Below are 13,361 nucleotides of genomic sequence, written 5' to 3' on the forward strand. Positions count from 1 at the left end.
TCTCAGCCGACGGAGCCCTCCATCTCGAGCTGGATGAGGCGGTTGAGCTCGACGGCGTACTCGAGCGGCAGCTCCTTGGAGAAGGCCTCGAAGAAGCCGTTGACGACCATCGCCACGGCGTCGTTCTCCTTGAGGCCGCGGCTCATCAGGTAGAAGAGCTGCTCCTCGCCGATCTTGGAGACCGAGGCCTCGTGGCCGACCGTGCAGCGCTCGTTGCCGATCTCCATCGTGGGGTAGGTGTCCGAGCGGGAGCGCTCGTCGAGGAGCAGGGCGTCGCAGCGCACGTTGACCTTCGCGCCGACGGCCTTGGGCATCACCTTCACGAGGCCGCGGTAGGAGGCCCGCCCGCCGTCCTTGCTGATGGACTTCGAGAGGATGGTCCCCGAGGTGTCGGGCGCGGCGAAGACGAGCTTGCCGCCGGTGTCCTGGTGCTGGCCCTTGCCGGCGAACGCGACGGAGAGGATGTCGGCGCGGGCGCGGGGGCCGACGAGGTGGACCGCCGGGAACTTCATCGTGAGCTTCGAGCCGATGTTCCCGTCGACCCACTCGACGAAGGCGTCCTCGTGCGCCTGCGCGCGCTTGGTGACGAGGTTGTAGACGTTGTTCGACCAGTTCTGGATGGTCGTGTAGCGGATGTGGGCGCCCTTGAGCGCGATGACCTCGACGACGGCCGCGTGCAGCGCGTCGGCCGCGTAGGTGGGGGCGGTACACCCCTCGATGTAGTGGACGCTCGAGCCCTCGTCGGCGATGATGAGGGTGCGCTCGAACTGACCGGAGCGCTCGGCGTTGATGCGGAAGTAGGCCTGCAGGGGCATGGTCACCTTCGCCCCCTTGGGGATGTAGATGAAGGAGCCGCCCGACCAGACCGCCGAGTTGAGCGCGGAAAACTTGTTGTCCTGGGGCGGGACGACGGTCGCGAAGTACTTGCGCACGAGCTCCGGGTGCTCGCGCAGGCCCGTGTCCATGTCCATGAAGATGACGCCCTGCTTGGTGAGCTCGGAGTGGACCTGGTGGTAGACGGCCTCCGACTCGTACTGCGCGGTGACGCCGGCGAGGAACTTCCGCTCGGCCTCGGGGATGCCGAGCTTCTCGAAGGTGTTCTTGATGTACTCGGGGACGTCCTCCCAGTTCTTCGCCGAGCCCTCGGAGGGCTTGAGGTAGTAGAAGATCTCCTCGAACTGGATCGAGTCGAGGAGGCCGCAGTTTCCCCAGCGCGGCATGGGCTTCTTGAGGAAGGTCTCGAGGGCGCGCAGGCGGAACTCGAGCATCCACGCCGGCTCCTTCTTGCGCGCCGAGATGTCCTCGACGACCTCCCGGTTCAGGCCCTTGCGGGCCTTGAAGACGAGGGCCTCCGGGTCCTTGAACCCGTACTTGGACTGATAGTCGTCCTTGAGGTCCGAGATGTCCTTGGCCGACATCCTACGCCTCCGTCGGCGAGGGCTCGCGCTGGAAGGTGTAGCCCTTCTTCTCGAGCTCCATCGGCAGCTCCGGCCCGCCCGACTGGACGATGCGGCCCTCCGAGAGCACGTGCACGAAGCCCGGCTTCACGTAGTCGAGGATGCGCTGGTAGTGGGTGATGAGGACGAAGGCCTTGTCGGGGCCGAAGACGCGGTTGATGCCCTCCGAGACGATGCGCAGGGCGTCGATGTCGAGGCCGGAGTCCGTCTCGTCGAGGATGCCGAGCTTGGGGTCGAGCATCGCCATCTGGAGGATCTCGAGGCGCTTCTTCTCTCCGCCCGAGAAGCCCTCGTTGACGTAGCGGGAGGCGAACTTCTCGTCCATGCTCAGCTTCCCCATCTGCTCGCGCAGGGCCTTGCGGAAGCCCTTCACGGAGGCGGACTCGTCGCCGTGGACGGACTTCATCGCGGTGCGCAGGAAGTTCGCGACGGTGACGCCGGGGATGGCGACGGGATACTGGAAGGCGAGGAAGACGCCGCGGCGGGCGCGCTCGCTGGCGCTCAGCGCCGTGATGTCCTCTCCGCGGTAGAGGAGCCGGCCCTTCGTGACCTTGTACTTGGGGTGTCCCATGAGCACGTTGGAGAGGGTGCTCTTGCCGGAGCCGTTGGGCCCCATGAGGGCGTGGATCTCGCCCGCGTTGACCGTGAGGTCCACTCCTTTGAGGATGGGCTTCCCTTCGACTTCGGCGTGCAGGTCCTGGATCTCGAGCAAAGCGGGCATGGATTCCTCCGGTTCCTTGAGTACGCTCATAGTCTACCATACCTGACAAAGTTGGTCAAGATTGTCCGCCCCCCCTCGATTTTCCATAATGCTCCAGACACCATGAGCATCTACACCCGGCTCGGAGACGACGGCCGCACCGACCTCTCCCGCCCCGGTCCCCGGGTCCGCAAGGACGACCCCCGGATCGCGGCGCTCGGGGAGCTCGACGAGCTCTCCTGCCGGCTCGGCTGCGCCCTGGCCGCCCTGCCGGCGAAGCCCGCCTTCGCCCCCCTGCGCTCGGCCCTGCAGCGAGTCCAGGGAGAGCTCCTCGAGCTCGGCGCGCGCTTCGCCGCCCCCCGCTCGAAGCCCTTCTCCCCCTCCCGCGTCTCGGCGCTCGAGCGGGAGATCGACCGCATGGAGAAGGAGCTCCCGCGCCTGCGGAACTTCCTCCTCCCGAGCGGCGCCCCCGCCGGAGCGGCCCTCCACCTCGCCCGCGCCGCCTGCCGGAGCGCGGAGCGCAGGGCGGCGGGACTCGGCGCCCGCGCTCCGCACGGAGGCCTGCCCTACCTCAACCGGCTCTCCGACTGGCTCTTCGTCGCCGCCCGCTGGACCAACCGCCGGCTCCGCAGGCCGGAGCCCCTCTGGAGGGGACGATGAGGCGCATCGAGAGCCCGGAGGGCCGGGCGTTCCGCGAGAAGCTCTCCCGGCGCCTGATCACGGTCGGCATCGCCGTCCTCACCGTCGCGTCCGCGCTGCTCGTCGCGGCGCGCGTCCTGGAGGAGTTCTCCCGCCGCTGAGCCAAATGCTATCCTTCACCACCGAAGCCCCGGAGGCACGATGATCCTCGATCCCGTCCGCAGTCTGGTCGATTTCCCGTTCTACCGCGAGGTCCCGAAGAAGTCCATCGCCGAGACCGTCGGCTACCTGGCCTACATCGGGCTGGTCTTCGCCCTCCTCTCGCTGATCGCGCTCTACGCCCGAGTGGGCCCCCGCATCGACGAAGGCGCCGAGTGGGCCGCGGTCAACATCCCGACCATGACCCTCGAGAAAGGGAAGCTCTCGAGCGCGCTCCCCGGCCCCGTGCGCATCCAGCACCCGGCCAGCGAACGGCTCGCCTTCGTCATCGACACCACCCGCACCACCCCGGTCGCGCCCGCCGAGCTCGCGGCGAGCACCGCCTCGGCCTTCGTCACGCAGAACACCGTCTACGTCCTCAACAACGACAAGATGGAGGCCTACGACCTCGGCCGCGCGCAGAACGCGGAACCCGTGAAGCTCGACGCCGCCTTCTACCGCAACGCGGCCGCCGTGCTCAAGAAGGTCCTCTACCCGATCGCCTTCTTCACGACCTGGCTGGTCTTCTTCGTCTGGAAGCATCTCTCGGCGCTCGTCTACTCGCTGCTGGGCCTGCTCATCAGCGCCGGGCTCAAGGCCGAGCTCGAGCACGGGCCGCTCTACCGCGCGGCGGTCTACGCGCAGACCCCGGTCATCGTGCTCCAGGCGGTCATGCTCTTCCTGCCGCGGCCGATCCCCTACTTCGGCCTGCTCTCGCTCATCCTGGTGGGCGTGTACCTCTGGCAGGCGATCCGCCAGATGCGGCCGGCTCCCGCCGCGCCGCCGGCCGAAGCTTGAGGAAGGCCGCTCCCGCGACGCTCGCGCTGCTCGCGGCCGGAGCCCTCGCGCTCTGGGCCTGCCAGCCGCCGACGGGCTCGGGGGAGGAGCCGCGCCGCTTCCACCTCTCGGGCGTCGTTTCCGTCGCGGGCCCGCTGCACACCCGGACCGAGCGGCCGAACTCCGTGCTCTTCATCGTCGCCTCCAACGCCGCCGGGATCCCGGTGGCGATGAAGCGGACCGTGAACCCGAAGCTCCCGCTGAAGTACGAGATGAACGAGGAAGACCTGGTCCTGCCGGGGCCGGTCTGGAAGGGTTCGCTCTCGGTGAAGGCCCAGCTGAGCACCCACGGCCAGGCCGGGCTGACCCTGCACGGCGACCTGACGGGCTCGCATCCGGGCTCCGCCCGCAACGACGACGGCGGCGTCGACATCCGGATCGACCGCGAGAACTGAGGTCCCATGATGAGAAAGCTCGTCGCGGCCGCGCTCGCCGCCCTCGTCGTCCTTCAGCCCCTCCCCGCCCTCTGCGCGACCGCGGGGGAACCCCCGCGGGGGGAGACGAGCCTCATCGAGCCCGCCGACCTGCGCAGCGAATCCTACATCCTCCCGGTCTCCGACGTGCGCGTGCACATCGACACGGCGAGCGTCACCGGCCTCTCCTGCAGCGGCCGCCCCTTCGGGATGGAGTACACGCGCTCGGTCGGCCGCAGCTACCGCTACATGGCCCAGGGCGTCTTCACGCGCGACCCCGACCCGCGCTCGATCATCATGGGCCTCGTCGCGATGGTCGTGATGCTCCCCATCGTGGTCCTGTCGGTCCCCGCGGACCTCGTCGCGGCCCCCTTCCGGCGGCAGTGCTCCTTCGACTTCCGGGCCGAGGCCACGCTCACGCGCCCCCGCGGCCCCGAAGACGTCGAGCTGCCCGTGACCCTCGAGGCCCGGAACCTGCTCGACCCCGGGGTCGAGGGCGTCGCGGCCCCGACCTGGTTCGTCAGCATCGCGAGCGCCGCGGCCGACGCGGGCGGACGCTTCACGCTCGGCCTGCCGGGCAAGGTCGGCCGCAGCAAGGAGCTCGAGCTCGGCTGGAGCGTGAAGGGCCTGCGCTCCGGCGGCATGCGCCTGAGCCGCAGCGGCAAGGACTTCCTGCTGACGGAGCCGGAAGAGGACTCGGAGATCGGCGCGAGCTTCGAGACGCCGCCGCCCCTCGTCATCCACCCGCACTGACCGGGATCCCCGGGGCGTACCCCCCCTGAAGAACGCAGAACGAGGAAGTCCTTCCTCTTCCCTATCGGAGAGAAAGAACGGCTGCGTTCTTCAGATCGGGCGGGCTTCTTCGACGAGCATCACCGGGATGCCGTCGCGCACCGGGTAGCGCTTGCGGCAGGCCGCGCAGTCGAGCGCGTCTTCGGAGGGATGGGCGAGCGGCCCCTTGCAGGCAGGACAGGCGAGGATCTCCAGCAGCTTCGGGTCCAGAGTCATATCTCGATTATATCAGCTCTTCCCGCCTCCACACCAGGTATCGCAACACCTGGTGTCCGGACACCAGGTGTCCGGACACCAGGCGTGAAAGCTGATATATCGCTCGGATCGGCAGAATTCATCGTTAATTCGCACGGATTCAGGATTTCTTCATCATCGCGGGGACTGCCGGGGCTATCCTGAGGATGACGGAAGAGGTGAGCGTCATGGCAGAGAACCTCGAACAGAAGACGGCGGCCTACCTCACGCACGAGCTCCGCGCGCCCCTGACCTCCATCCGCTGCGCCCTGGAAACGATCAAGGACTGCGAGGAGCGTCTTCCGGCCGACGAGCGACAGATGCTCGACATCGCCCTGCGCAACACGGAGCGGCTCAAGAACCTCATCGACGACATCCTCGACCTCTCCAAACTGCAGGCCGGCCGCATGCGCGTCTTCCCCGTCCCCTGCGACCCCCGCGCCCTGGCGGCCGAGGCGGTCGAAAGCCTCTCCCCGCTCGCGCGCAAGAAAGGCATCGACCTCGCGCTCGAGGTCTCGCCCCCCTGCGCGGCCGTGGACGCGGACCCGCGGCGCACGGTGCAGGTCCTCATCAACCTCCTCTCCAACGCGCTCAAGTTCACGCCGGCGGGCGGCCGGGTGCGGGTGCGCGTCGAAGCGGGCAAGGGGGACCGGGCGGGCTATGCGCTCTTCAGCGTCAGCGACACCGGCTGCGGCATCGCCGCCGGAGACCTGCCCCGGGTGTTCCGCTTCTTCAGCCAGGCGGCGGCGGGCGAAAGGCGGATGGAAGGGACGGGGCTCGGGCTGGCCATCTCGCGCTCGATGGTGGAGCTGCAGGGAGGCGAGATCGGCGTCGAGAGCGAACCGGGGAAAGGGTCGACCTTCTCCTTCACCCTGCCGACGCACATCGCCCTCGAGGAGAAGGACCCTCAGCCGCGGCCCGCGGCCGAGCGCGCCTGAGAAGTCGCTCGGGCGGGCATTTTTGCTAAACTCCCGCCCATGCAGAACGAACGGACGTATCCGACCCTCTCGATCGCCGTCGCGCCCTCGGCCGCGCCCGCCGTCCGCGGCGCGGAAGTCCTGGCCTTCAGCCTGCTCATCGGCCTCTCCGCCCAGTGCGCGGTGCGCCTGCCCTTCACCCCGGTCCCGGTCACCGGCCAGACGGCCATGGTCCTGCTCGCCGGCGCGCTCTTCGGCGCCCGCCGCGGCGCGGCCGCCGTCGCGCTCTACCTGATCGAGGGCGCCGCGGGGATGCCCTTCTTCGCCTCGGGCGGCGCCGGCCTTCCCTTCCTGCTCGGCCCCACCGGCGGCTACCTCCTCTCCTTCCCCGTGGCCGCCTTCGTCGTGGGCCTGCTCGCCGAGCGCGGCTGGGGCCGCGGCTACTTCCGCGCGGCGCTCATGATGCTCGCGGGCACCGCGGTGGTCTACGGCATGGGCCTCTACGGACTGGCCCGCTTCGTCCCTCCGGGGAAGGTCCTCGCGCTGGGGCTCTACCCCTTCATCCCCGGGGACATCGCCAAGATCGCCTTCTCGGCGACCGCCCTGCCGCTGGCCTGGCGCTTCCTCCGAAGTCGGGAATCCTGACAAGGATTCCCGACTCAGCTAAGATAAGTTCTCTTCTATCGGGGAGTTTCTCCGGCGATTCCGGACGCCGGGAACAGCTTGCCTGAGCAGAGCAGAAATCCCCGTCAGGGGATTTCTAATGCTACAGGAGCTTCGCGATGACGTACTCGTCTTCGAAGCGACCGTCGATGTAGGCCGCGGAGCGCCGCAGCCCTTCGACGCGGTAGCCGGCGCTGAGGTAGAGGGCCATGCCGCGGGAGTTCTCGACGCGGACCGCCGCCTCGATGCGGCGCAGGCCCCGGCGCGCGGCGTGCTCCTCCATGAGCGCCAGGAGCCGGCGGCCGAGCCCCTGCCCCCAGTAGTCCTTGAGGAGCATCATGCCGAAGCTGGCGCAGTGGCGGATCCAGGGGTGGTTCTGGTTCTCCGGGGTGAGGAGGAGGGCCCCCACCAGGACCTCGTCGTGGAAGACCCCGGCGTCGAGGGACGCGGGGCATCTATGGGTCCGCTGCAGCCGCGCCTCGAGCTCCTTCAGTTCGAAACGGCGGCCGACGTACATCATCGTGTGGGTCGTCTCCACCGCGATGCGCTCCATGAAATCCGGCAGGCGCGGGGCGTCCGCGGGCTCGAGGTGCCGCACGACGGCCTTGCGGCCGTCCTTGAGCTCGACGACGCGGGGCTCGAGGAGGGCCATCTCAGCCCGCCACCATGAGGTCGGCGACGCGGAAGGTCGGGGCGGCGAGACTGCCGTAGAAGACGAGGTCGTCGGCGACCGCGTCGACGCGCCCGAGGAGGTCGAGGAGGTTGCCCGAGAGCATCGCGCCCTTGACCCCGTGCGTGAGCTTCCCGTCCTCGACGGCGAGCCCGCCGACCCCGACCGAGAACTCCCCGGAGATGGGGTCGGCCGTGTGCATGCCGAGGAGCTCCAGCACGAGGAGCCCGTCGCGGGTCCCGGAGAGCAGGTCGGCGCGCTTGGAGGCGCCCGGCGCGAGGTGGAAGTTCGAGGGGCCGGGGCTCGGCAGGCCCTTGTAGCCCGAGCGCGAGGCGCAGCCGTTGGAGGCCCGGGCGTCCTTGCTCGCCGTGTAGGAATCGTAGAAGAACTCCCGGAGCTCGCCGGCGCGGAGCATCTCCTTGCGGCGGGTGGGGAGCCCCTCGTCGTCGAAGCGGGAGCTCGAGAGCCCCCCGTCCATGAGCGGGTCGTCGACGAGGCTCACCAGCGGGCTGGCGACGGCCTGTCCCAGCCGTCCCTTGAAGAGAGACTTGCCCCTCTGCACGGCGTCGGCGGAGAGCGCGCCGGCGAGGAGGTCGAGGATCTCCCCCGCGGCCCACGGATCGAAGAGCACCGCGCGCCGGCGCGTGGGGACGCGCTTGGAGCCGAGCAGCGCGGTCGTGCGCTGCACGGCCTCCTCGGCCGCCCGGCCGAAGTCCAGGGCGTCGACGCGGCGGGCGGAGCGCGAGCCGGAGCCCACCTGGGTCTCGCCGTCCTGCTCCGCGAGCGCCTCGAGGGCGACCCCGCAATGGGTCGAGCGTTCGGTGCTGAGGAGGCCGGCGCTGCTCGCGATGGCGACCTCGGAGCGCCCCTCGCCGTAGGCGGCCTCGAGGATCTTGCGGATGCGCTTGTCCGCGCCCAGGACCTTCTCCTGAAGCTCGCGCAGGCGCGGCTCCTGCGCCGAGAGCGGTCCCTCCATGATCGAGGGGTCCTCGAGGGCCTTCGGAGCGCCCGGGGCCTCCTTCGAGGGGACGGGAAGAGCCCGGTGCTCGTCGACGGGAAGGAGGCGGAGCTGGCTCGCGGCGAGCTCGTAGAGGCGCGGGAGCACGTCCGCTCCGAGGCCGCCGGCCGAGGCGAAGCCCATGCGCCCGCCCGCGAAGAGGCGCAGGCCCATGCCGAGCTCGGCGGAATGCTGGCGCGTGTGCGGGCGGCCGTCGCGCAGCTCGAAGCTGCGGCTCTCCCCGCGGTAGAGGTAGACCTCGGCGGCGGGAGCGCCGGCGCGGCCGCGGACCCATTCCACCGCGCGCTGCGCTTCGTCCCGCAGGTCGAGGGGAGTCATCGCACGGGGTAGAGCGCCGTATAGCCCATGTAAAGGAAGAGGAGCGAGAGGAGGAGGAAGAAGACGCCCCACTTGCGCCGCTCGAGGGCCATGTGCGCGTCGTTGAACACGACCTCGCGCATGAACGCGCAGAGGCGCTCGATGACCGTCGGCCGGCAGAGGTAGCCCAGCCCGAGGAGGAAGAAGAAGATCCCGATGAAGACCTTCGTCCAGGGGGCGATCACGCGGCCTCTCCCTCGGCGGGGTTGTAGCGGTTCATGGCCTTCTCGATCCCGTCGGAACAGGCGGCCGCCACGGCCTCGGCGGCGCGCGCGATCATCCCGTCGCCCGCCTCCCGCTCGTCGGGACGGAAGCGTCCCAGCACGAAGGAGGCCGCGTCGATCTGCGCGGGCTTGGGGCCCACGCCGAGGCGTACGCGCGGGACCTCGCGGGTCCCCAGATGGGAGAGCACGGATTCGAGCCCCCGCTGACCGCCGGAGGAGCCCTTCAGGCGGATGCGGATGCGGCCCAGCGGCAGGTCGATGTCGTCGGAGACGATGAGGACCTCGGCGGGAGGGATCTTCCAGAAGCGCGCGGCGGCTCCGACCATCTCCCCGGAGGCGTTCATGTAGGTGAGCGCCTTGGCCAGACGGACCGGGCGGTCCCCGAGACGGGCCTCGGCGCACAGGCCTTCGCCGGCGGGAGAGGGCTTCCAGGAAGCCCCGGCCTCGCCGGCGAGGAGGTCGACGGTGCGGTAGCCGACGTTGTGGCGGGTCGCGGCGTACTCCGGCCCGGGGTTCCCGAGGCCGACGACGAGGCGTATCATGAGGACGCTCTCCGGCACAGGCGCAGAGAAAAAGCCCGAGGCCTCCGGTTCGCCGTCGAACCGGAGGCCCCGGGAACGTTACTTCTTGTCGTCCTTCTTGCCGGCCTCGGCCTTGCCCGCGGGCTTGGCATCGGCCTTCCCAGCGGGGGCGCCCTTGGCGTCCTTCGCGGGTGCGGCGCCTTCCTCGTCCTCGTCCTTCTTGCCCTTGGCGATGACCTCGGGCTCGGCGGCTCCGGGGACGGCGTCCTCGGCCGGCTTCTCTTCCTCGGCGGCCGGGATGACGATGTGGACCACGATGTGCTTCGGGTCCTCGACGACCTCGACGCCCTCGGGGATCTGCAGGTCCGAGACGTAGAGGGTCTCGTTGATGTTGAGCTTGGAGACGTCGACCTGGACCTGCTCGGGGATGGCGTTGGGGAAGCAGCGCACCTTGAGCTCGCGCAGGACCTGCTCCTGGATGCCGCCCTGGAGCTTCACGCCCGGGGCCTCGCCGACGGTCACGATGCGGATCTTGACGTCGATCTTCTCGGTGAGCGAGACGCGCTGGAAGTCCGCGTGGATCGGACGGCTCGTCACGACGTGCCGCTGGAGCTCCTTGACGATGACGGTGTCCTCGCCTTTGTCGTGCTTGAGGCGGAGCAGGACGTTCTTGCCGCCCTTCTTGAGGGCGGTGAGGAGCTCCTTCTCGCCGACGACGACCTGGGTGTTCCCGCCCTTGCCGCCGTAGACGATGCCGGGGATGAGGGAATTCTTGCGCAGGTCCGTGAGGGCTTTCTTGCTGCCCTTGTCGGACCTCAGCTGGACCTTCAGTTCGATCTCTGCCATTTTGACCTCGTGGTTTCTCAGTTCAGACGAAAAGCTCGCTGATGGACTCGCCGCAGTGGTTGCGGCGGATGGCCTCGCCGACGAGCGGGGCGATGGAGAGCTGGAGGATCTTCCCCCCGGGCTCGGCCTGGAACGGAAGCGTATCGGTGACGAGCAGCTCCTCGATCTCCGACTGCTCGATGAGCTCGCGGGCGTTCCCGGAGAGGACCCCGTGCACGCAGGTGGCGAGGATCTTCGTCGCCCCCCGCTCGCGCAGCTTCGAGGCGACCTTCGTGAGCGTCCCGCCGGTGTCGACCATGTCGTCGAAGAGCACGGCGACCTTGCCCTCGACGTCGCCGATGACGTTGTAGACGGAGGCGATGTTGGGCTTGGGACGCCGCTTGTCGATGATGACGAGGCCGGCCGAAAGGCGCTTGGCGAACGCGCGGGCGCGCTCGACGCCGCCCACGTCGGGAGAGACGCAGACGACGTCCTTGAGCCCCTTGCCGCGGAGATAGTCGAGGAAGACCGGCGCGGCGATGAGGTGGTCGACGGGGATGTCGAAGAAGCCCTGGATCTGCCCGGCGTGGAGGTCCACCGTGACCATGCGCTGGGCGCCCGCCTCGGTGATGAGGTTGGCGACGAGCTTCGCCGAGATCGGCACGCGCGGCTGGGTCTTGCGGTCGGCGCGGGCGTAGCCGAAGTAGGGGATGACGGCGGTGATGCGGCCCGCGCTGGCGCGCCGCAGGGCGTCGATCATCACCAGCAGCTCCATCAGATTCTCGTTGACGGGGCGCCCGGTGGACTGGATGACGTAGCAGTCGCGGCCGCGGACGTTCTCCTGGATGTGGACGTTGATCTCGCCGTCGGCGAAGCGTCCGACGTCGGCCCGTCCGAGGGGCACGCCGAGATACTCGGCGATGCGGTCGGCGAGGGGACGGTTCGCGTTGCCGCTGAAGAGGCGCAGGCCGGACTTCTGGGCCGACGTCAGTACGCCCTCGGGCCGCACGATGGTGCGCGCCTCGGGGTTCACGGCGATTCCCGGCTTTGCGTCGGTCATAAGGGTCACAATCAAGCCCCCGGCTTGCGCATCTTGTTGACCTGCTGGGCCCGGGCGAGCGCGAGCGCTCCTTCGGGCACGTCCTCGGTGATCGTCGAGCCGGCGCCGACCTTGGCGCCGCGCCCGATGCGGACCGGGGCGACGAGGTTCACGTTCGAGCCGATGAAGGCCTTCGCCCCGATGATCGTCTTGTGCTTCTCGACGCCGTCGTAGTTGCAGGTGATCGTGCCGGCCCCGATGTTGACGTCCTCGGCGAGCTCCGCGTCGCCGACGTAGCTCAGGTGCGGGACCTTCGAGCCGAAGCCGATCTTCGCGTTCTTGATCTCGCTGAAGTTGCCGACCTTCGCGCGGGGGCCGATGACGCTGTCGGGACGGATGTTGGAGAAGGGGCCGATCGAGCACTTCTCGAGGACCCGCGCCGAGACGACCTGGGAGAAGGCGACGCTCGACTCGTTGCCGATCGCCGCGTCCTCGAGGAGGCTGAAGGGGCCGATGCGGCACTGGCGCCCGATGCGGGTCTTCCCGCGCAGGACGGTCCCGGGGAGGATGAGCGTGTCCTGGCCGACCTCGACGTCGGCGTCGACGTAGACGTGGGCGGGGTCGGTGACCGTCACCCCGGAGAGCATGAGCCGGTCCACGGTGCGGCGGTTGACGACGCGCTCGGCCTGCGCGAGCTGGAGCCGGGTGTTGATGCCGAGGACCTCGTCGGGGTTCGCCGTCACGTGGGCGAGCACGCGGCCGCCCTTGCGGCGCATCGACTCGAGGGCGTCGGTCAGGTAGCGCTCGCCCTTGGGACCCTGGGGCTTGAGCTCCTTGAGCGCGTCCACGAGGAGTCCGGTCTCGAAGCAGTAGGTCCCGGAGTTCACCTCGTTGATGAGGGTCTCCTTGCCCGCGAGGTGCGACTCCTCGACGATGCGCAGGACCTCGCCCATCGGCGTGCGCACGATGCGGCCGTAGCCCTTGGGGCTGGGCATGCGCGCGGTGAGCAGGGTGACCTGCGCCTTGTCGCGGGCGTGGTTGTTGACGAGAGCGTAGACCGTGTCGAAGGTCAGCAGCGGGGAGTCCCCGCACATGACGAGGGCGGTCTGGTACTTCTTGATGAAGGGGAGGGATTCGACGACGGCCGCGCCCGAGCCGTTCTGCTGCTTCTGGCGGATGAAGGTCACCGGCCGGGAGAGCCCCCAGGCCTTCGCGCCGTCGGCGACCGCCTTGCGCACCTGCTCCTCGCCGTGCCCGACCACCATCGCGATGCCCGCGGGCTTGAGCGCGTTGGCCAGGCGCAGGAGGTAGGCGATCATCGGCCGTCCGCCGATGGGGTGCAGGACCTTCGGGAGGTCGGAGACCATCCGCGTGCCTTGTCCGGCCGCGAGGATGAGGACGCCGAGCGATTGCGCTTTCGTGTTGGTCATTTCCACTCCCCGGCGGATCCCGCACCGGGGACGAAGAGGGTTCCCGGGCTAGGATTCGAACCTAGAAGACCAGCTCCAAAGGCTGGCGTGTTACCATTACACCACCCGGGAACAGATCGGGACCCGCTCATTCGTGCTCCCCGTCGGGGACGCGCTGCGGGTTCTTGAGCTCTTCCTGGTACGCCGCCATCACCTTGTCCTCGAGCAATTTCCTGAACTCCATCGAAATCGGATGCGCGATGTCCTTGTACGCGCCGTTGGGCAGCTTGCGCGAGGGCATGCACAACAGCAGCCCCTTGCTGCCTTCGACGATCTTCATGTTCCGCACGACGAAGCAGCCGTCGAAGGTCACCGTCACGAAGGCCTTCAACTTGTCCTCTTCGCGGATGTGGACCCGGATCTCGGTGATCTCCATTTTCCTCGCCGG

18 protein-coding genes and 1 tRNA gene are annotated in these 13,361 nt (G+C 69.1%); 7 read left to right on the plus strand and 12 right to left on the minus strand.

What is annotated here, in order from left to right:
* Nucleotides 1-2 precede the first annotated feature (2 nt).
* Together sufB and sufC are read right to left on the minus strand one after the other, a co-directional pair.
* Nucleotides 3-1,418, minus strand: coding sequence for a Fe-S cluster assembly protein SufB (sufB, locus tag WC969_07815; protein MFA6029743.1), 1,416 nt, complete (start codon nucleotides 1,416-1,418; stop codon nucleotides 3-5).
* A 1-nt stretch (nucleotide 1,419) separates the two neighbouring features.
* The gene (gene sufC / locus WC969_07820; protein ID MFA6029744.1) at nucleotides 1,420-2,178 is read right to left on the minus strand and encodes a Fe-S cluster assembly ATPase SufC; all 759 of its coding nucleotides are present in this window, start codon (nucleotides 2,176-2,178) and stop codon (nucleotides 1,420-1,422) included.
* Between the two features lie 102 nt (nucleotides 2,179-2,280).
* On the opposite strand from sufC, the gene WC969_07825 reads away from it, so the two are divergent.
* Genes WC969_07825 through WC969_07845 form a run of 5 tightly spaced genes read left to right on the plus strand, consistent with a single transcriptional unit; the run spans nucleotide 2,281 to nucleotide 4,997 of the window.
* On the plus strand, nucleotides 2,281-2,817 hold the full coding sequence (locus tag WC969_07825) for a cob(I)yrinic acid a,c-diamide adenosyltransferase (GenBank protein MFA6029745.1): 537 nt from the start codon (nucleotides 2,281-2,283) through the stop codon (nucleotides 2,815-2,817).
* The gene (locus WC969_07830) at nucleotides 2,814-2,957 is read left to right on the plus strand and encodes a hypothetical protein (protein MFA6029746.1); all 144 of its coding nucleotides are present in this window, start codon (nucleotides 2,814-2,816) and stop codon (nucleotides 2,955-2,957) included. Before WC969_07825 ends, WC969_07830 begins: the two co-directional genes overlap by 4 nt.
* Nucleotides 2,958-2,997: 40 nt before the next feature.
* The gene (locus WC969_07835) at nucleotides 2,998-3,792 is read left to right on the plus strand and encodes a DUF1189 family protein (GenBank protein ID MFA6029747.1); all 795 of its coding nucleotides are present in this window, start codon (nucleotides 2,998-3,000) and stop codon (nucleotides 3,790-3,792) included.
* Nucleotides 3,789-4,226 carry a hypothetical protein gene (locus WC969_07840; GenBank protein ID MFA6029748.1) on the plus strand — a complete coding sequence of 146 codons (438 nt, stop codon included), beginning with the start codon at nucleotides 3,789-3,791 and terminating at the stop codon, nucleotides 4,224-4,226. Before WC969_07835 ends, WC969_07840 begins: the two co-directional genes overlap by 4 nt.
* Before the next feature lie 6 nt (nucleotides 4,227-4,232).
* Nucleotides 4,233-4,997, plus strand: a complete 765-nt coding sequence (locus WC969_07845; GenBank protein MFA6029749.1) for a hypothetical protein — start codon at nucleotides 4,233-4,235, stop codon at nucleotides 4,995-4,997.
* A 90-nt stretch (nucleotides 4,998-5,087) separates the two neighbouring features.
* On the opposite strand, the gene WC969_07850 is transcribed toward WC969_07845, so the two are convergent.
* Nucleotides 5,088-5,252, minus strand: a complete 165-nt coding sequence (locus WC969_07850) for a Trm112 family protein (protein MFA6029750.1) — start codon at nucleotides 5,250-5,252, stop codon at nucleotides 5,088-5,090.
* Nucleotides 5,253-5,458: 206 nt separating this feature from the next.
* On the opposite strand from WC969_07850, the gene WC969_07855 reads away from it, so the two are divergent.
* Nucleotides 5,459-6,208: a HAMP domain-containing sensor histidine kinase gene (locus WC969_07855; protein ID MFA6029751.1), complete on the plus strand. Its 750-nt coding sequence runs from the start codon at nucleotides 5,459-5,461 to the stop codon at nucleotides 6,206-6,208.
* A gap of 39 nt (nucleotides 6,209-6,247) precedes the next feature.
* Entirely contained in the window at nucleotides 6,248-6,832 is a 585-nt protein-coding gene (locus tag WC969_07860) for a biotin transporter BioY (GenBank protein ID MFA6029752.1), read from the plus strand.
* A gap of 121 nt (nucleotides 6,833-6,953) precedes the next feature.
* On the opposite strand, the gene WC969_07865 is transcribed toward WC969_07860, so the two are convergent.
* The 9 genes from WC969_07865 to WC969_07905 form a co-directional block, all read right to left on the minus strand.
* Nucleotides 6,954-7,502 carry a GNAT family N-acetyltransferase gene (locus WC969_07865; protein ID MFA6029753.1) on the minus strand — a complete coding sequence of 183 codons (549 nt, stop codon included), beginning with the start codon at nucleotides 7,500-7,502 and terminating at the stop codon, nucleotides 6,954-6,956.
* 1 nt (nucleotide 7,503) lies between these two features.
* Nucleotides 7,504-8,856 (minus strand): TldD/PmbA family protein, encoded by a 1,353-nt coding sequence (locus WC969_07870; protein ID MFA6029754.1) that lies wholly within the window; start codon nucleotides 8,854-8,856, stop codon nucleotides 7,504-7,506.
* Complete coding sequence (locus WC969_07875; GenBank protein MFA6029755.1) at nucleotides 8,853-9,080, minus strand: hypothetical protein; 228 nt, start codon at nucleotides 9,078-9,080, stop codon at nucleotides 8,853-8,855. Before WC969_07875 ends, WC969_07870 begins: the two co-directional genes overlap by 4 nt.
* A complete protein-coding gene (gene pth, locus WC969_07880; protein MFA6029756.1) occupies nucleotides 9,077-9,661 on the minus strand; it encodes an aminoacyl-tRNA hydrolase in 585 nt (194 codons plus the stop codon). The genes WC969_07875 and pth overlap by 4 nt, the downstream gene beginning before the upstream one ends.
* A 78-nt stretch (nucleotides 9,662-9,739) precedes the next feature.
* Entirely contained in the window at nucleotides 9,740-10,486 is a 747-nt protein-coding gene (locus tag WC969_07885; GenBank protein ID MFA6029757.1) for a 50S ribosomal protein L25, read from the minus strand.
* A gap of 22 nt (nucleotides 10,487-10,508) precedes the next feature.
* On the minus strand, nucleotides 10,509-11,525 hold the full coding sequence (locus tag WC969_07890) for a ribose-phosphate pyrophosphokinase (protein MFA6029758.1): 1,017 nt from the start codon (nucleotides 11,523-11,525) through the stop codon (nucleotides 10,509-10,511).
* Nucleotides 11,526-11,536: 11 nt separating this feature from the next.
* Nucleotides 11,537-12,934: a bifunctional UDP-N-acetylglucosamine diphosphorylase/glucosamine-1-phosphate N-acetyltransferase GlmU gene (gene glmU / locus WC969_07895; protein ID MFA6029759.1), complete on the minus strand. Its 1,398-nt coding sequence runs from the start codon at nucleotides 12,932-12,934 to the stop codon at nucleotides 11,537-11,539.
* A gap of 40 nt (nucleotides 12,935-12,974) precedes the next feature.
* Nucleotides 12,975-13,045 (minus strand) — tRNA-Gln (locus tag WC969_07900).
* Nucleotides 13,046-13,061: 16 nt separating this feature from the next.
* Entirely contained in the window at nucleotides 13,062-13,349 is a 288-nt protein-coding gene (locus WC969_07905) for a SpoVG family protein (protein ID MFA6029760.1), read from the minus strand.
* Nucleotides 13,350-13,361 lie beyond the last annotated feature (12 nt).

The organism is Elusimicrobiota bacterium (assembly GCA_041660925.1).
In the GTDB taxonomy this organism is placed as follows: Bacteria; Elusimicrobiota; Elusimicrobia; order UBA1565; family UBA1565; genus JBAZUV01.